The sequence below is a fragment of the Mucilaginibacter puniceus genome, assembly GCF_054783175.1.
In genome coordinates this window covers 44,554-61,939 of the sequence record NZ_BAAGRB010000001.1, presented here as the reverse complement: position 1 = coordinate 61,939, position 17,386 = coordinate 44,554, and the positions used below count along the sequence as shown (strand labels likewise).

Here is a 17,386-nt window from a genome sequence, read left to right as displayed (position 1 = left end):
TTAATTGAAAGCAGATATACGAGTTGCACTTGTAGGAAACCCCAATACCGGTAAATCAACTCTTTTTAATGTACTCACCGGGTTAAATCAAAAAATCGGAAATTTTCCGGGTGTTACCGTTGATAAAAAAATTGGCTACTGCCAGTTACCTGATGGCCGCAGCGCCGAAATCATAGATCTTCCGGGCACATACAGCCTTTATCCCAAAAGCCAGGATGAATCTATCGTGTTTTCTGTTTTGGCTGATGAGTCAAATCCATCTAAGCCTGACCTGGTAGTTGTTATTCTTGATGCATCAAACCTCAAAAGAAACCTACTATTATATACCCAGGTTGCCGACCTGAAAATACCGGTCATCATCGCTTTAAATATGATAGACCTGGCCAACAAGGCCGGTATTGACATAGATATTGACCTGTTTGCCAAAAGGCTGAGTGTACCGGTTGTACCCATCTCGGCACGTAAGGGTGAAGGTATAGATTCATTAAAGCTGTTTATAGCCTATGCCAATAAAGTTGCCTTCCAGGATGCAAGTATTGATGTAGAAGCCATTGCACCGCAATTGATAGCCGACATCAGTAAAGAACTGCAAATTGATAACCCCTACTTTGCCCTGCAACTGGCACACCAGCATGAACATTTAAAATTTCTTACTCCGGAGCAATCTAACCGTATTGAAGAACTGGAGAAAGAACATGATTTCCATTCGCAAAAGGCACAGGGTGCAGAAACTATTGCCCGCTATAGTTTTATAAATGATCTGCTATACGATACGGTTAAGGTACCTGCTACAGCCGAGGATGAAACGCACAGTAATAAAATAGACAAAATACTTACCCATAAGGTATTTGGGTTCGTTATTTTCTTTGGCATACTATTGTTTATGTTCCAATCCATCTTCGCATGGTCGGCCTACCCAATGGAACTGATAGAGGACCTGTTTGTATGGGTGCAGGGGGCATTAAATAGCGCATTGCCTGCCGGACCGCTTACCAGTTTATTGGTTGATGGCGTAGTAGCCGGGTTGAGCGGTGTGATGGTATTTATCCCACAAATAGCTATCCTGTTTGCCTTTATATCCATACTGGAAGATACCGGCTATATGGCGCGTGTTACTTTTATGATGGATAAACTGATGCGCAAGGTAGGCCTCAACGGAAAATCGGTAGTGCCCTTAATTGGTGGCTTTGCCTGTGCGGTACCATCTATCATGAGTACCCGTACTATCGAGAGCTGGAAGGACCGCATGATCACTATCATGGTTACGCCATTGGTAACCTGCTCGGCACGTTTACCGGTTTATACCTTATTAATTGCCTTAGTTGTACCTAACGAAAATGTATGGTGGATATTTAACTGGCAGGGACTGGCTTTAACGGCCATGTATATATTCAGTTTAGTATCGGCCATTGTTGTGGCGTTTGTATTTAAGCTGATATTAAAAAGCCGCGAACGTGGTTATTTTATAATGGAACTACCCGTTTACCGTATGCCGCGATGGAACAACGTGATCTATTCTATGTACGAGCGCGCAAAAACGTTTGTTTTAGAGGCGGGCAAGGTAATCATCGCCGTGTCCATTATACTATGGGTAATGGCTTCTTATGGCCCCGGAGACCGTTTTGAGAGGATAGAACAGAAGTACCAGCAACCACAATACACCAAAACATTAACACCCGATGAAGTGGACCTGGCCATATCATCCGAGAAACTGGAAAACTCTTACGCCGGGGTTTTGGGTCATGTAATTGAGCCTGCTATTCGTCCGCTGGGGTTTGATTGGAAGATAGGTATAGCTTTGATTACCTCATTTGCTGCCCGCGAAGTTTTTGTAGGCACCATGGCTACCATTTACAGCGCCAATAGCGATGCGGACGAAATGCGTTCAGTTCAGCAAAAAATGCACGATGCTAAAAACAGCCAAACCGGCGAACCTGTATTTACATTAGCAACCGCATTCTCCTTAATGATGTTTTATGCCTTTGCCATGCAATGCGCCAGCACCGTAGCCGTAGTTTACCGCGAAACCAAGGATTGGCGCTGGCCGGCCATACAATTCACTTACATGGCGGTATTGGCCTATGTAGCAAGTTTTATAACCTATCAGTTACTGAAGTAAGGACTGTGCGATTCCCTCCCACCGGGAGGGTGCAGGGAGGGGTTTTGTCAGGCTATTTAACCCCTTCCTCCTCCTTCCCCAAGGAAGGAATCGCACAGCCCCAGCCTACTTCAATTATATTACAAACCTTTTACCTTTCTGCTTTCGCCTTTCTGCCTAATAAAGTATCTTTGAAACAGAGGTAACATTGGACAAAGTAAAAGTATTAGAAAAGTATCTTCCGCCTGACGCGGCACCCTTAATTGGCCGCTGGATAGACTACTTTAATTGCGAGTTTAAGATATCGCGCAACCGAGGCAGCAAGTTTGGCGATTACCGCCCCCCGCACTCGGGCAAGGGGCACCGTATATCTGTCAATTATGATTTGAACCCCTACGCTTTTTTGGTAACTACCGTACATGAGTTTGCCCACCTGCATACCTGGAACGAGCATAAACAAAAAGCCAAACCACACGGCACCGAGTGGAAAAACAATTTTAAAAAAATGATGCAGCCTTTTTTTGAGAAGGATATTTTCCCTGCGGATGTGAAACATGCTATAGTAAGCTATTTAAACAACCCGGCCGCCTCCAGTTGCTCTGATCTAACTCTGTATCGTTCGCTACGTAAATATGACGCGCCAAAAGAGGATATTCATACGGTAGAAAAACTGCCGATGAAAGCCGTATTCAAATTAAAGGATGGCCGCGTTTTTCGTAAGGAAGAAAAACTGCGTAAGCGTTATAAATGTATTGAGATAGCAACCAAACGGGTTTATTTGTTTAGCCCGGTGGCGGAGGTGGAGTTGGTGGATAATTAAAAGAGATTGTCATTTCGAACGAGGAACGAGGAGAACTATCTCTTGAGCGTAGCGAAAAAATCTATACACCCGTTCATATTGCACGTGTATAGATTTCTCGCTATGCTCGAAATGACAGGGTGGGTAGGCTTATTAAAACGTCAACAACTCATCCATCGCCTTATCCAACCTTGCCTTTGCCATATACTGTTCTTCTAACCCTTTGGTAGCCGGCACAGGCGTATCCAGGCTGGCACAGCGCATTACCGGGGCATCCAACAGCGTAAACCAGTGCTGGGTGATGTGCGCGGCTATTTCGGCACCAAAACCGGTGGTAAGGGTATCTTCGTGCAATATCAATACGCGACTGGTTTTTTTAATGCTTTGTTCCACGGTTTCCTTATCCCAGGGTTGCAGGCTGCGCAGGTCGATGATCTCGACGGAATAGTCGGGATGATTGGCCAGATACTCCAAGGCCCAATGCACACCCATGCCATAAGTAATGATGGTGGCCCAATCGCCTTTTTTAACTATACGTGCTTTGCCTATCTCTATATAGTTCTCGCCTTCCGGCAACTGTCCGGTTAAATTTTCATACAAGTATTTATGTTCAAAAAACATCACCGGGTTAGGGTCGTCAATAGCGGCCATCAACAATCCCTTGGCATCAACCGGGAAGGCCGGATAAACCACTTTTAATCCCGCCGTTTTAGTAAACCAGGCTTCGTTAGTTTGCGAGTGAAACGGACCTGCACCCATACCCGATCCAACCGGCATACGCACCACCACATCTATATTTTGTCCCCAGCGGTAATGTGTTTTTGCCAGGTTATGCACCACATGGTTAAAACCACTGCTCATGCAATCGGCAGTTGGCATCTCAACCACAGCTTTATAACCATTTAAAGCCAATCCCATAGCTGTCCCTAATATGCCGGGGTCGCAATCGGGTTTAATTTTAACGCGGTTTTTCCCGTGTCTTTCTAATATGCTATCAATAATTTTCCCGCCCTTTATACCTGCAATATCCTGCCCTAATACTACCAGGTGGTTATGTTTGGCCATACTTAGATTTAACGCATCGGTTATAGCATCACCATATCGTTTAACCACTAATGGATTTTTAGAGGGCAGGTTAGTTGGCAAGGCGTGTTGGCGGTAAACATCTTTCAACTCAGTTTCCGGGTCTGATTGTATTGCAGGTTCATTTAACACTCTCCCCACTTCGGTATCTACCTGTGCATTAAATTCACTTTTTAAATAGGATAGCCACTCCAGGCTCAATACTTCGGGGAATAAATATTTTTCGTAATTTTTTACCGGGTCCTTAGCCTGCCAATGGTCAAGTATTTCCTGGGTAATGGTTTCTGTACTACCTTCTTCATATTGTGGCAGTTTAAAAGTTACGCATTCTAATAAAACCGGGCGCGGGTGCTGGCGTATATCGTTGGCTATTTCGGTAACGGTATTATACACCTCCAGTACATTATTACCATCAATATGCCGCCCCTCTATACCATAGCCAATGGCTTTATCCACCAGTTGCTCGCAGCGATATTGTTCTTCATTTGGGGTGGATGTAGACGCGCTGTTATTCTCTACCAAAAAAATAACAGGCAGGTTCCATACCGCGGCAATGTTTAATGCTTCGTGAAAATCGCCGCGACTGGTAGCACATTCATCCACAAATACTAAAGTTACCCGCTGTTGCTGATTTAGTTTATCAGCAAGGGCTATGCCGTTGGCTACTGATGCCTGCGCCTGTAAATGCGACGATGCCCCCATTATTTTATAATGCTGTAATCCTATACCTAATGAAGTATCGCGCCCTCTGCTATAACCTGATGGTTTACCCTGCCATTGCCCCATTAAACGTACAAAAGGCACATCGCGCGCTAAAAACACGCCTACATTATGGGTGGGCAAAATATAATCATCACTGCTTAATGCCAGTGCACTGCCTACGGCAATGGCTTCGCCGCCAATACCGGGTATCCATTTTTCAATAGTTCCATAACGAGCCAATGACTGCATTTTTTCTTCCACAATACGGGTAAACAGCAACTTTTTATATAAAGTTACCAGCATGTTGTGATCTAAATTTTGCCTGTCAAAAACCATTAATTGTACTCGCTATTCACTAAAAAATTTAAGCAAAGCCATCCTTTACAGGGGCATTGCCTTGTTAAAATATTATCCCAAAAAATAGGTGATGTTACTCTTTCCCGGCCTGGTTTTTCTCCTGCCAAAGCTGTGTAAATGATTTTTCGGCTACTTTAGGCATTCCCCTAAACCGGCCCCAACTCATTTTAAACAACAATTTTATAAAATAATTCTTGGTTTTGCCACTAAAAAAATCTTCCATTTTGCGGCTCAGCATTCCCCGCTTCCACATGGCCCAGCCAAAACGTTCTTTCCAGCCTATCAGTTTTTGGTCAACCGCGTCACGACGGTTAAGCAATAGCATTTTATGTATATCAATTTTTACCGGGCAAACCTCGCTGCATTTGCCGCATAAACTTGATGCATAGCTCAGGTGTTTAAATTTTTCCATCCCCTGCAAATGTGGGGTGATGATGGAGCCAATTGGACCACTATAAGCCGTATTGTAAGTATGCCCGCCAATGTTTTTATAAACCGGGCAGGCATTTAAACAAGCCCCGCAACGGATGCAATATAACCCCTGGCGCTGATCTTTTTGGGCTAATAGGTTGGTACGCCCGTTATCCAGCAATATTACATACATTTCTTCGGGACCATCGGTTTCGCCGGGCTGGCGCGGGCCGCTAAAAATGGAATTATACACCGTTAAGTTTTGCCCTGTACCATGCGTAGCCAACATGGGCCAAAACAGGTCAAGGTCGGCCATCGACGGTATCACCTTTTCGATACCCACTACAGCGATATGTATTTTAGGAAACGTGGTAGTTAAGCGCGCATTGCCCTCGTTTTCGCTAATAGCAATGCTACCGGTATCAGCAATAATAAAGTTTGCACCGGTTATACCTACATCGGCCTGCAAATACTTTTCGCGCAACAGTTCGCGGGCCTTTAAAGTTAACTGCTCCGGAGTTGCATCCAGGGGCGAGCCAAAGCGTTCATGAAATAGTTTGGCGATATCTTCTTTTGAAAGATGCATAGCCGGGGTAACAATATGGTAAGGCTTCTGCCCCAGCAATTGTACAATGTATTCGCCAAGATCAGATTCCAGCGACTCAATGTTATTACTTTCCAAAAATTCATTTAAATGAATCTCCTCCGTAACCATTGATTTGGATTTGATAATGGCCTTGGCGTTTACTTTTTTGAGGATGTTTAGTATTTCGGCATTGGCCTCCTTAGCATCATTTGCCCAAATTACCTTGCCGCCACGCTTTTGAAAGTTGGCTTCAAACTCGGGTAAAACCTTATCCAGGTTCTCCATCATCTTCCATTTAATGACGTGCCCGCGGCGTTTGGCATTCTCAACATTGATGATACGTGATAGCCCGCGTGAAACAGCAGCATCGTATTTACCAACGTTGTAATTGATAATACGCCTATGATCTATATCAAATGCCTTATTGTCAGCGTCTACTAAAAACTCTTCGGCAACGGTTCCCATATAGCGAAGATAATTTTTTTAAGCCCTATAAAAACATCTTTTAACAAAAAACATAGAAATCGTTTTTAAACCCAACTATAAAAATTTGGCTAAAGCCATATAGTGTTTTTTTATAAGCCGTTGGCTGAAGCCAACGGCAATGAATTGGAAATTGCTGAAAGTAACGTTGAATATTCATTGCCGTCCCATTTATGGGACGGAGGTTTTGATAAGAACAAAAGGGCTTTAGCCAAACAATGCCCGAAAGTTTAAAAATGATTCCCTGAACAAAAAAGCGACGGGGTTTACCTGTCGCTTTACTATTTAATATCTTTAAGCTTTCCGCCTTTTTAGCAGGTCATTTTATTAACCCGGTTGGCGTGGCGCCCGCCTTCAAAATCAGTGGTTAAAAAAGCTTGTATAATTTTTTTTGCTTCTTCAATAGTTATAAATCGTTGCGGTATGCAAACTATGTTGGCGTTGTTATGACTGCGCGCCAAAACCGCCAGTTCTTCCTGCCAGCAAATGGCGGCCCGTATACCCTGGTGTTTATTGGCGGTTATTGCCACGCCATTGGCACTACCGCAAACTAATATACCCAGGTCAAACTCGCCACTCTCTACCGCGTTAGCAACCGGGTGCGCAAAATCAGGATAATCAACAGACTCGGCAGAATAGGTGCCAAAATCTTTGGTTTCGTGCGTTTGCGACACTAACTCTTGTAAAGCTTGTTTATATTCAAATCCGGCGTGATCGGCACCAATAGCAATTTTTAATTTGCTTTTCATAATTACCTATGTGTTGGCTAACTAACCATTAATTCCTTTTTCGCTTTGCGTTTTTCAACCCCAACAGCCACTAAAATACCCACTTCATACAACATTAATAATGGGAAGGCAACAACCATCATGGTTATCGCATCAGGTGTTGGTGTTATAATTGCAGCTATTATTAAAATAATCACAATGGCATACCTGCGTGTTTTGCGCATAAATGGCGCACTTAGTATACCCAAACTAACCAGTATATATATTAATATAGGTAACTCAAATACTATACCGCTACCCAACGTAAGTGTTAATACGGTAGACAAATAGGAATCAATGGTAAATGTATTTTTAATGGAATCGCTAACCGTAAATCCGGATAGAAATTTTATAGATAACGGAGCAATAATAAAATATCCGAATAGGATACCCGTCATAAATAAAGCAGATGCATAAAAAACAAAACCCGATGCCGCTTTTCTTTCTTTATCATGCAAGGCGGGTTTAATAAACCGCCATAATTCCCATAACAGGTAGGGGAAACCTAAAATAATACCCGCCATGATACATGAGTTGATCATGAGGTTAAACTGGCCACCCAATTCGGTGCTGATAATATCTGCGTTTATTTTATCTATGCACCAGCCTTCCATGTGTAAAGCATTACCCATCTTACACATCATTCGGTAGGTCCAAAAGTCTGCCTCTTTTGGCCCAAATATTATTTTATCTATAAGAAAATCAGAAAAATAAAACGCCAGTGTAGTAAATACAACTATAGCAATAGCAGCGCGAATAAGATGTCCCCTCAAAGCCTCCAAATGCTCAAAAAATGACATTTCGGATTCCAGAGTTTTTCCCTTTTCCTTTATTGCCTTTACTATTTTGTTATCGCTCATTTTTCTATCCCTATGGAATGCTATTTACGTTTTATTTCGGGGCAATGGTTTTATTATTCCGAATAATCAAACGTCTCCATAAACTTGGTGGTAAAATTGCCTGCCCTAAAGTTTGGATCCTGCAATAATTTTAAATGGAATGGTATAGTTGTTTTTACACCCTCTATCACAAACTCGCTTAATGCACGCTCCATGGTACTCAAAGCTTCGTCACGCGTTTGCGCGCAGCAAATTACTTTGGCAATCATTGAATCGTAATTAGGCGGAATGGTATAACCGGCATACACATGCGTATCAATACGTACACCATGGCCACCCGGCGAGTGGAAGTTGGTTATCCTGCCCGGTGATGGGCGGAAATTATTAAACGGATCCTCGGCATTTATACGGCACTCAATGGCATGCATTGTTGGCTCATAATTTTTACCCGATATAGGTATACCCGCGGCTACTTTTATTTGTTCTTTTATTAAGTCGAAGTTGATAACCTCTTCAGTAACCGGATGCTCTACCTGTATGCGGGTGTTCATCTCCATAAAGTAAAAATTACGGTCCTTATCAACCAAAAATTCTACTGTACCGGCACCTTCATATTTTACCGCTTTTGCGCCCTTAATAGCGGCTTCGCCCATTTTTTTACGCAGTTTTTCTGTCATAAAAGGTGATGGAGCTTCTTCTACCAATTTTTGGTGACGGCGCTGTATAGAACAATCGCGCTCTGATAAATGGCAAACTTTACCGTATTGGTCGCCTACTACTTGTATTTCGATGTGACGCGGGTCCTGCACATATTTTTCCAAATACATACCATCATTACCAAACGCGGCACCAGATTCGGCACGTGCCGAATCCCAGGCAGCTTCAAACTCTTCATCTTTCCAAACCACACGCATACCACGGCCACCACCACCGGCAGTTGCCTTAAGTATTACCGGATAGCCTATTTTTTTTGAGATAGCTATGCCTTGCTTAACATCCGTTAATAAACCTTCAGATCCGGGGATGGTTGGTACACCCGCTTTTTTCATGGTTTCTTTGGCAGATGCCTTATCGCCCATAGCGTTTATCTGATCAGCAGTGGCACCAATAAATTTGATACCATAATCAGCACAAATAGCCGAAAATTTAGCATTTTCAGACAAGAAACCGTAACCCGGGTGTATTGCATCCGCATTGGTTAACTCGGCTGCTGATATGATATTAGGAATATTTAAATAAGAATCTTTACTTGCCGGGGGGCCAATACAAACGGCCTCATCTGCAAAACGCACATGCAGGCTTTCCCTATCAGCGGTAGAATATACAGCTATTGTTTTAATACCCATTTCCTTACAGGTGCGAATAATTCGCAGGGCAATCTCTCCGCGGTTAGCTATTAATATTTTTTTAAACATCTTTTAAAGTTGATTGGGTTGATTGAGTTGATTAAGTTGATTGAGTTAACTACTCTCTTAATCAACCATTCACTTTAAACTAAAAGCTGGTTAAGTTAATAGGTTGATAAGTACTACTCACTAATCAACCACTCACCTAATCAACTACTAAATAGGTTCTACTAAAAATAAAGGTTGGTCGTATTCAACCGGCGATGCATTTTGAACCAATATTTTAACGATACGGCCAGATACTTCTGATTCGATCTCGTTAAATAATTTCATAGCTTCAATTATACAAACAACAGTACCGGCTTTAATTTCATCTCCTACATTAACAAATACCGGCTTATCAGGCGTTGGTGAGTGGTAAAAAGTACCAATCATTGGCGACTTGATAGTGATATAGTTTGAAGTGTCAGCAGCGGCAGGGGCAGCTGGTGCGGCAGGAGTAGCTGGTGACGGAGCAGCTGCAGCAGGCAACGCAACAGCAGGTTGCGGAGCCGGGATAGTTGCATTAACTACCGTTTGCGGCTGATTAGTTTTTATGGTGATCTTAAAATTATCTTGCTCTAACGAAACCTCGTTTACGCCTGATTTTGAAACAAAGCGTATAAGCTCCTGAATTTGTTTAATATCCATATTTAGATTTGTTGGTTTTGGATAATGGTTATTATTAAATGTGCAGATGTGCGTATATGCAAATGTGCAGATTATTTAATTATTGTTTAACAAGTTATATTATAAAAATGTTCCAATCAAATTTGCAAGCATCTGCATCCGGATAGTTATTGGGACGCATCTGCCTATTTGCATATTAATTATTTACTATCGTAACCCCACTTTAAATAAAGCGATCCCCAGGTAAAGCCTCCGCCAAAAGCGGCCAATATCAGGTTATCCCCTTTTTTAAATTTCTTCTCCCACTCCCATAAACATAAAGGTATGGTAGCATTAGTGGTGTTACCGTAACGCTCAATATTTATAGTTACTTTATCGACGCTAACACCCGTACGTGCGGCGGTAGCATCAATAATACGCTTGTTAGCCTGGTGTGGTACCAACCAGGCAATATCATCGGCTTCTAAATTGTTGCGCTCCATTACTTCGGCGGCAACATCGGCCATATTAGTCACTGCAAATTTAAATACTGCTTTACCTTCCTGGTAAGCATAATGCTCGCGGGCATCAACAGTTGCATGACTGGCGGGTTTTAATGAGCCGCCGGCTTTCATGTGTAAAAACGGAATGCCTGCACCATCGCTTTTTAATACGGTATCAATAATACCGTAACCTTCGGTGTCAGGCTCCAGCAATGCTGCGCCGCAACCATCGCCAAATATGATACAGGTTGAACGGTCCTCGTAATCAACTATTGACGACATTTTATCGGCACCAATTACCAATACTTTTTGGTGTTTGCCGGTTTCAATAAACTGTGCGCCGGTAGCCAGGCCAAATACAAAGCCCGAGCAGGCTGCCTGCATATCAAAACCCCAGGCGTTTATGGCGCCAATTTTATGTGCAAACACATTGGCTGTAGCCGGAAAAGGCATATCAGGTGTGGTTGTGCAAAAAATAATAAGGTCAATTTCTTCGGCACCTATGCCGCGTTTGCGTAGTAATTCGTTAACTGCGGGTACAGCCAGGTCAGATGTTGCCAGGCCCTCGCCTTTTAATATCCGCCGCTCTTTTATCCCGGTACGGGTAGTTATCCACTCATCGTTTGTATCCACCATGCGCGACAGCTCGTCGTTAGTGAGTATGTACTCCGGGGCGTAACCACCTACTGCAGTAATAGCAGCATGAATTTTACTCATATTTTATTTTTTTATTGAAAAGCCTGCTGCATTTTATTTACCAGGTTGCTTTCAATCATATTTTTTGACAGAAGAACCATGTTTTTTATAGCTTCAGGATTTGAAATTCCGTGACCTACAACAACCGGCGCGTTTATCCCCAAAATTGGGCTACCACCGTATTGCTCGTAATTAAACTTGTTAAAAAATTCGTCGTTAAAACCTTTTTTTAATGAAATTACATAAAATGATTCGGCAAGCTTTAAAATAACATTACCTGTAAATCCATCGCATACAAATACATCAGCCGTATCTGTAAACAGATCGCGGCCCTCAACGTTACCTACAAAATTTATAAGCTTTTCTTCTTTCAGCAAGAGATGGGCAGCAAGGCTAAGCATATTGCCTTTTTCTTCCTCCTCGCCAATATTTATAAGGCCAACCCTTGGGTTTTTAACGCCATAAATAAATTCGCAAAATAAACTGCCCAATATGCCAAACTGTAATAAATTATCAGGTTTGCAATCAGCATTGGCACCTACATCCAATAAAACACCTAAGCCGCCTTTTAGCTTAGGCACAATAGTGGTAATAGCGGGGCGAGATACCCCGGTAATAGTTTTTACGCTAAACATAGCACCAACCAGCATAGCACCGGTATTACCTGCCGATGAGAAAGCCTGTATTTGGCCCTCTTTTAGCAAATTATAGCCAACAGCAATGCTTGAGTTTGGTTTTTGAACAATAGCTTTGGTAGGGTGTTCGCCCATGCCAATAATCTCGGTAGTATGTACAAACTCAAAATTTGCAGGATCAAAATTATTGTCCTGCAAAATTTTTACAGCTACATCCTTGTCTCCAATGAGTACCAGCTTTGAATCAGAAATCTCCTTATAAGCCAAAATTGCCCCTAAAACTGCCGCTTCGGGAGCAAAATCACCGCCCATAATATCTAAGCCAATCTTCATTTTAGAAAATTAGGGTTAGGCTACTGCTGCTTTTTCAATAAGTAATTTACCGTTGTAGTAAACATTACCATCAACAGTATATGCTCTGTGTGGTAAATGTATAGCACCCGTAGTTTTGCAGGTAGTTAAAGTAGGAGCTACCGCTTTGTCGTGGGTTCTGCGTTTATCCCTTCTTGATTTGGATATTTTACGTTTTGGATGTGGCATAACTTTTAGTTATTAATCATTTAAATTTTTTAAGAGCATCCCAGCGTGGGTCAGTACTCTCGTTTTGTTCATTATTTTCCGTCAGCTTGCTTAAATCAGCAAGCATTTCTTTATCACAATATGGGGTGTTCCCCTCGTTGCCGCAACTTAATATAAATGGCACTGCAACGTTTATATACTCATATATTAAGCCCGCAAGCTCAATTTGATGCTCATTTTTACCCAGGGTGATGATCTCATCATCTTCAGCAACTGCCTCGTCGCTAAACTTGGCTATCTGCTGCTCCTGTATATCCAGCACTTGCGGATAGGGCGACAGGCACTTATCGCAGTTAGCATCTATTGTGCCGGTTATGTTAAAATCAAGGATAAGCATTGTTTCCTGTTTTTCTAACTCAACCTTACATTTCAGATCGGCCTTTTTAACCAGCGAGTATTCAAACTCGTCAAAAAAGGCATCTGTAATGTCAAACTCAAAAAGGTGCTTCCCTAATGCAAGTCCTGTAAAAGGGATGGAATAATTTTTAAGCGATTTCAATGAGCAACAATTAGCCCGCAAATGTAGGTAAAAATCCTATAATTGAAAAACGTTTTTTTTAACCTGTTTTAATAGCAAGGTATAGTGGCTGTGTTAAACCTGCTAAAAACTATTGGCCACATAGCCAACAACCTCTTTAATATAAACATTCCAGGATGATAAAACACTTGCGTCAGGTATTAAATCACTTACGGTTGGTTTACCTATTGATATATAATTAGCCGGATAAGGAATAACATCTATACCCTTTTTTTTAAATATCATCAATGACCTACGCATGTGATAGGCAGAGGTAACTAATAAGTAGGGTGGGTGCAGGTTAGCTTTTTCAAGTATTAATTTTGAGAACATAGCATTCTCTAACGTATTTCTTGATGCGCTTTCAATCAAAACAGCACTATCGGGGTAATTAAATTCATGTAATTGCTTTTTAACCCATGTAGCTTCTCTGAATTTGCCCTGAATCAAATTACCGCTACCCCCTGTGATTAATAAATGCGATGTTTGCCCGGTTGAAAGTAGTTTTATGCCTTGTATGAATCTATCTGCACCCGGGCTAAAAAACCCATTTCCGCTGCCATCACTTAATGAAAATCCGCCTAATACAATGGCACAACTGTACTTTTTATTATCGGGTTTATAGGGTGCTATATCCCAGCTTTGTGCAAATTGATTAAATAAAAACGGATTGGTAAATAATACTAAAAGCGCAATAGCGGCAACTAAACTACGGTATCTCCATTTTTTGCTTTTACTGAATAAAGAAAAGCATAATAATATCAATATCCAGGTTAAAGGAAGTATTAATATGAGCAGGACCTTTGAAAAGAAAAAATACATTGGGTAATTTTCAACTAATATAAAAATAAAAGCCCTTAGCTGTGTGCTAAGGGCTTTAAGTTATAAATTATTGCTCGCCTTCCAGCTTTCTTTTATCGCTGGTTAACCTTAATTTTTGATAGTATTCCAGGTCATGTTTTGGTATACCCAACTCGGCAGGGATAGGCATTTTTGAAAACGTTTGGAAGTATAGCAAACAAGCCCCCTTCCATATTTCGGCATCTTCCAGTTGGATATCTAATGCGCGCTGCTGATCTTTAAAACGCTCGGCATCAATTTTTCCTTCCATTGAATTCCAAACCTTTTGCATTTGCTTAACGCTTTCAATCCCTTTATTATAATGCTCTATTAACTCTATCCATAACGTCTTGCCCGATTTCATTTTATAATCCCATGGCACATGGTGAAACCATAATAGATCCTTCTCGGGTGTAGTCGCAATGTTATCCCACATCTCTTTAAGCGGCGAGTTATATTGGCTCACCGCGTTGCTTCCTGTTTTTGAAGTACGGTCAAAACCTAAACCTACCGCATCGGCTTTGTTAAAGTAGATGGATGTTTGATCAGCCCTGCCACCGGTAACCCATGGGCCAGGGCCATAATGGCCACCGCGCGACATTTGGTGAGTTAAGCCAAGCGGTGTCATATAGTTTACCGCGGCTTCTCTTGAGGTTAGCATAATTTGTTTAACAGGTTCAATAAAAGTTTCGTCGTTATTAAAGGTCATACGCAACCACTCATCAGCTATGCCTGCCGATGTAAGTTCGGGGTTCCAGGCCAAGCGGCCATAAGCGTACCAGTTGGCTTGCGATAGGTTATTACCACACCAATTAATATCATTGCCAATATTGGTTACACCGGCTATGCCCGATTGTGTATGCCCCTCTAATTCGCCTGTAATAACTTTAGCCACGGTTGATCCTTTGCCTTTAGCATAAGTGTCAGATTCTAAAGTTTCCTTCCACAATGGTGCCAGGTAAACCAGGTTAGTTGCCCATCCCAAATATTCTTTAGTAACCTGAAACTCCATCATCTCCGGAGTTCTTGGCATAGCACCAAATAACGGGCTAAATGGTTCGCGGGGCTGAAAATCAAGCGGGCCATTTTTAACCTGTATCATTACGTTACTTTTAAACTTACCGTCTAACGGCTGAAACTCATTATAAGCTTGCTTGGTACGGTCATCCGCTACTTTATCATCATACACAAATGCCCGCCACATTACTATTCCGCCGTGTGGCGCCAAAGCATCGGCAAACATATTAGCTCCTTCCACGTGACCACGACCATAGTTTTGCGGACCGGGCTGTCCTTCGGAATTTGCTTTAACCAAAAAGCCGCCAAAATCGGGTATCAGGTTATATATTTCAATGGCTTTGTTGTTCCACCATTGCTGTACGCCCTGGTCAAGCGGGTCAGCAGTAGTTGTACCCTTTAGCTCAATAGGGGCGCTAAACCTTGCTGTTAAATATACTTTAATACCATATGGCCTGAATGCTTTAGCCAATGCCGCTACTTTTAGCAGGTAATCTTTCGTTAAAATTTGTGCGTTGGCATTAACGTTGGTTAACACGGTACCATTAATACCTATTGAGGCATTTGCACGGGCGTAGTCTATATAACGTTGCTCGATCTCGGGCAGTTTTGCCCAGTTCCATAAGGACTTACCACCATAGCCACGTTCAACAGAACCATCCAAATTATCCCAATGGTTATTGATACGGGTTTTAATTTTTGGCGCCTCAACTATAGCTAATGTTTTAATGCTTTTTTCGGTTTGTAGTAACTTCAGGAAGTTAAACACCCCATACATTACACCAATATCAGTGTTAGCCGCAATTACTCTGGCAGGCTTGCCATTGATAGTTACAGTACGTATAACATAACCTTCTTTACCTGCAGTTTTTAAAGCCGCGGCAAGGGGCAATCCCGCTATTAATTTAGATGTTACCGGTGTACCAACTACTAACGCGCCACCTTTTGTAGCGTTGGCTTCTAACGGAAGTTCTAACTGCAAAAGGCCATTTAAGCCCATGCCCAACTCTTTTTGAGCAGCCTGTAATGTTTCAGAATTACCCGGAAATACCAGTTGCGTAATGGATTGTCTGTACTGGTTGTATAATGCCTTGTCGGCTATCCTGTCATACCTCAGCCATAGGCGATAGCCATCTTCGGCAAGCGCCTGCACAGTGCAGCTAACTAACAACAAAAGGTAAAATAACTTTTTCATTTAATATAGATTTTAAATAGTATGAACGTTAGCAATGCCAGGGACAGTACATTAGCTAAGGTTAATTTTAATTAATTGGTTAAATATGCGGTATGCATAACACGGCACTAAGGTATGTACAAACAACTAAAATTGCAATCGATTACAACGTCAATTGTTCTTCAACCCTATGCGGTGGTTTTGGTAATCCATCAAATACTCATTTTTAACAAAAAAATCAATGCTAAAAATGCTGCGCGGGTCGCTTGAACTATTTACTACTTGTGTAACATTACTACTGGTCGCAGTAGTATACTGATAACTGAATCCATTATTAGTGGTTAATGATACCACCGTACCTGCAGGCAGGGTAGTTACACCAGTAGCAACAGGGTCAGCCAAATAAGTAATGGCAGGATCGCCGGTATCAAATAATAAAAAAGCATTTATCGTTTTATTATTAAATGTTAAAGTAGCTCTTATGTTTGGTGAATAACCGCCCGCTGTTGGATAATTATCAAGATTGTGCATTTTAAAGCCTGATGAATTTAAATCTGTTGGCGTTAAACCAATAGTTACCAAACCCGGCACATAAGTAGGGGTTGGAGTAAAAGGAGTGGTAAACAAGGCTAATTTGAAGCCATTAGTTACCCCAGTTGGCAATGTGAAATAACTTAAAGGGCTACCTATAGCACTGTTTGCATAGCTGTACCCAGGACCTACACCGAATACATTGATTTCATGGGGATTAAAAGAAATGTTGTTGCCATTTCCATCTGTTACCTTATAATACAGAAAAAAAGGTATGCGTTTAACGTTCACGCTACCATTACCATCACCTATAGTTACACTGGCGTAAGCTAAATGACCATATTGATGGGTTGTACCCGATGCACCGCCACCAAAACTTATAACGCCTTTAAATGAAGTAACCGTAATACCATTATAAATAGTACTATCACCGCCGACCTCTATGCCATAATCTTTTATTTTATCAGCAGGTATCAGGTTTCTGGCATCAACTGTAAGCCCGGTTGAGCCGGTATCGAAAATAGCGGGATAAGATTGCGTTGAACTACCTATTGTAACGCCGGTAAATACCCTCTTATAGGTAATTCCATTTTCGACTAGTGATTTTTGATATAGGCCAATGGTAGCGTAATTAGTAATTACCGGTTCAGTTGGTTTATTATCTTTTTTACAAGAAGTAATAACAACCGAGCAGGCTATAACGAGGTAAAGAAAATAATTAGAGCAACTTTTCTTCATGCTGAACTTTAAACAAATAGATATCGAAAATACTAAA

Annotated in this window: 15 protein-coding genes; 2 read left to right on the top strand and 13 right to left on the bottom strand. The window is 41.7% G+C overall.

Annotation, left to right across the window (positions count from 1 at the left end; translation table 11 throughout):
* The first annotated feature begins 4 nt into the window (after positions 1–4).
* Together feoB and ACYVJ6_RS00260 are read left to right on the top strand one after the other, a co-directional pair.
* Positions 5–2,119 (top strand): ferrous iron transport protein B, encoded by a 2,115-nt coding sequence (gene feoB / locus ACYVJ6_RS00265; protein ID WP_460692041.1) that lies wholly within the window; start codon positions 5–7, stop codon positions 2,117–2,119.
* Between the two features lie 187 nt (positions 2,120–2,306).
* A complete protein-coding gene (locus ACYVJ6_RS00260; RefSeq protein WP_460692040.1) occupies positions 2,307–2,918 on the top strand; it encodes a SprT-like domain-containing protein in 612 nt (203 codons plus the stop codon).
* Positions 2,919–3,050: 132 nt separating this feature from the next.
* Here ACYVJ6_RS00260 and ACYVJ6_RS00255 read toward each other — a convergent pair whose 3' ends face one another.
* The 13 genes from ACYVJ6_RS00255 to ACYVJ6_RS00195 all read right to left on the bottom strand — a co-directional run bounded on the left by ACYVJ6_RS00255 (position 3,051) and on the right by ACYVJ6_RS00195 (position 17,349).
* Entirely contained in the window at positions 3,051–5,018 is a 1,968-nt protein-coding gene (locus tag ACYVJ6_RS00255; RefSeq protein ID WP_460692039.1) for an alpha-ketoacid dehydrogenase subunit alpha/beta, read from the bottom strand.
* A 94-nt stretch (positions 5,019–5,112) separates the two neighbouring features.
* Positions 5,113–6,501: a LutB/LldF family L-lactate oxidation iron-sulfur protein gene (locus ACYVJ6_RS00250; protein ID WP_460692038.1), complete on the bottom strand. Its 1,389-nt coding sequence runs from the start codon at positions 6,499–6,501 to the stop codon at positions 5,113–5,115.
* Positions 6,502–6,830: 329 nt separating this feature from the next.
* Entirely contained in the window at positions 6,831–7,268 is a 438-nt protein-coding gene (gene rpiB / locus ACYVJ6_RS00245; protein ID WP_460692037.1) for a ribose 5-phosphate isomerase B, read from the bottom strand.
* A gap of 17 nt (positions 7,269–7,285) precedes the next feature.
* Entirely contained in the window at positions 7,286–8,146 is an 861-nt protein-coding gene (gene tatC / locus ACYVJ6_RS00240) for a twin-arginine translocase subunit TatC (protein WP_460692036.1), read from the bottom strand.
* A 53-nt stretch (positions 8,147–8,199) separates the two neighbouring features.
* Positions 8,200–9,540, bottom strand: a complete 1,341-nt coding sequence (gene accC / locus ACYVJ6_RS00235; RefSeq protein ID WP_460692035.1) for an acetyl-CoA carboxylase biotin carboxylase subunit — start codon at positions 9,538–9,540, stop codon at positions 8,200–8,202.
* Between the two features lie 147 nt (positions 9,541–9,687).
* A complete protein-coding gene (accB, locus tag ACYVJ6_RS00230; protein WP_460692034.1) occupies positions 9,688–10,161 on the bottom strand; it encodes an acetyl-CoA carboxylase biotin carboxyl carrier protein in 474 nt (157 codons plus the stop codon).
* Between the two features lie 179 nt (positions 10,162–10,340).
* Positions 10,341–11,339: a beta-ketoacyl-ACP synthase III gene (locus ACYVJ6_RS00225; protein ID WP_460692033.1), complete on the bottom strand. Its 999-nt coding sequence runs from the start codon at positions 11,337–11,339 to the stop codon at positions 10,341–10,343.
* Positions 11,340–11,350: 11 nt separating this feature from the next.
* Positions 11,351–12,286 (bottom strand): phosphate acyltransferase PlsX, encoded by a 936-nt coding sequence (gene plsX / locus ACYVJ6_RS00220; protein WP_460692032.1) that lies wholly within the window; start codon positions 12,284–12,286, stop codon positions 11,351–11,353.
* 15 nt (positions 12,287–12,301) lie between these two features.
* Positions 12,302–12,493: a 50S ribosomal protein L32 gene (gene rpmF, locus ACYVJ6_RS00215; protein WP_460692031.1), complete on the bottom strand. Its 192-nt coding sequence runs from the start codon at positions 12,491–12,493 to the stop codon at positions 12,302–12,304.
* A 16-nt stretch (positions 12,494–12,509) separates the two neighbouring features.
* Positions 12,510–13,031 carry a YceD family protein gene (locus ACYVJ6_RS00210; protein ID WP_460692030.1) on the bottom strand — a complete coding sequence of 174 codons (522 nt, stop codon included), beginning with the start codon at positions 13,029–13,031 and terminating at the stop codon, positions 12,510–12,512.
* A gap of 102 nt (positions 13,032–13,133) precedes the next feature.
* A complete protein-coding gene (locus ACYVJ6_RS00205) occupies positions 13,134–13,871 on the bottom strand; it encodes a YdcF family protein (protein ID WP_460692029.1) in 738 nt (245 codons plus the stop codon).
* 67 nt (positions 13,872–13,938) lie between these two features.
* Complete coding sequence (locus tag ACYVJ6_RS00200) at positions 13,939–16,101, bottom strand: alpha-glucuronidase family glycosyl hydrolase (protein ID WP_460692028.1); 2,163 nt, start codon at positions 16,099–16,101, stop codon at positions 13,939–13,941.
* 150 nt (positions 16,102–16,251) lie between these two features.
* Entirely contained in the window at positions 16,252–17,349 is a 1,098-nt protein-coding gene (locus ACYVJ6_RS00195) for a pepsin/retropepsin-like aspartic protease family protein (RefSeq protein WP_460692027.1), read from the bottom strand.
* Between the last annotated feature and the right edge of the window lie 37 nt (positions 17,350–17,386).

Bases quoted from the DNA above. Each gene is read 5' to 3' on its own strand.
- ACYVJ6_RS00195 (WP_460692027.1), bottom strand. From the start codon at position 17,349: ATGAAGAAAAGTTGCTCTAATTATTTTCTTTACCTCGTTATAGCCTGC.
- ACYVJ6_RS00255 (WP_460692039.1), bottom strand. From the start codon at position 5,018: ATGGTTTTTGACAGGCAAAATTTAGATCACAACATGCTGGTAACTTTA.
- rpmF (WP_460692031.1), bottom strand. From the start codon at position 12,493: ATGCCACATCCAAAACGTAAAATATCCAAATCAAGAAGGGATAAACGC.
- plsX (WP_460692032.1), bottom strand. From the start codon at position 12,286: ATGAAGATTGGCTTAGATATTATGGGCGGTGATTTTGCTCCCGAAGCG.
- accB (WP_460692034.1), bottom strand. From the start codon at position 10,161: ATGGATATTAAACAAATTCAGGAGCTTATACGCTTTGTTTCAAAATCA.
- tatC (WP_460692036.1), bottom strand. From the start codon at position 8,146: ATGAGCGATAACAAAATAGTAAAGGCAATAAAGGAAAAGGGAAAAACT.
- ACYVJ6_RS00225 (WP_460692033.1), bottom strand. From the start codon at position 11,339: ATGAGTAAAATTCATGCTGCTATTACTGCAGTAGGTGGTTACGCCCCG.
- ACYVJ6_RS00200 (WP_460692028.1), bottom strand. From the start codon at position 16,101: ATGAAAAAGTTATTTTACCTTTTGTTGTTAGTTAGCTGCACTGTGCAG.
- ACYVJ6_RS00205 (WP_460692029.1), bottom strand. From the start codon at position 13,871: ATGTATTTTTTCTTTTCAAAGGTCCTGCTCATATTAATACTTCCTTTA.
- accC (WP_460692035.1), bottom strand. From the start codon at position 9,540: ATGTTTAAAAAAATATTAATAGCTAACCGCGGAGAGATTGCCCTGCGA.
- ACYVJ6_RS00250 (WP_460692038.1), bottom strand. From the start codon at position 6,501: ATGGGAACCGTTGCCGAAGAGTTTTTAGTAGACGCTGACAATAAGGCA.
- rpiB (WP_460692037.1), bottom strand. From the start codon at position 7,268: ATGAAAAGCAAATTAAAAATTGCTATTGGTGCCGATCACGCCGGATTT.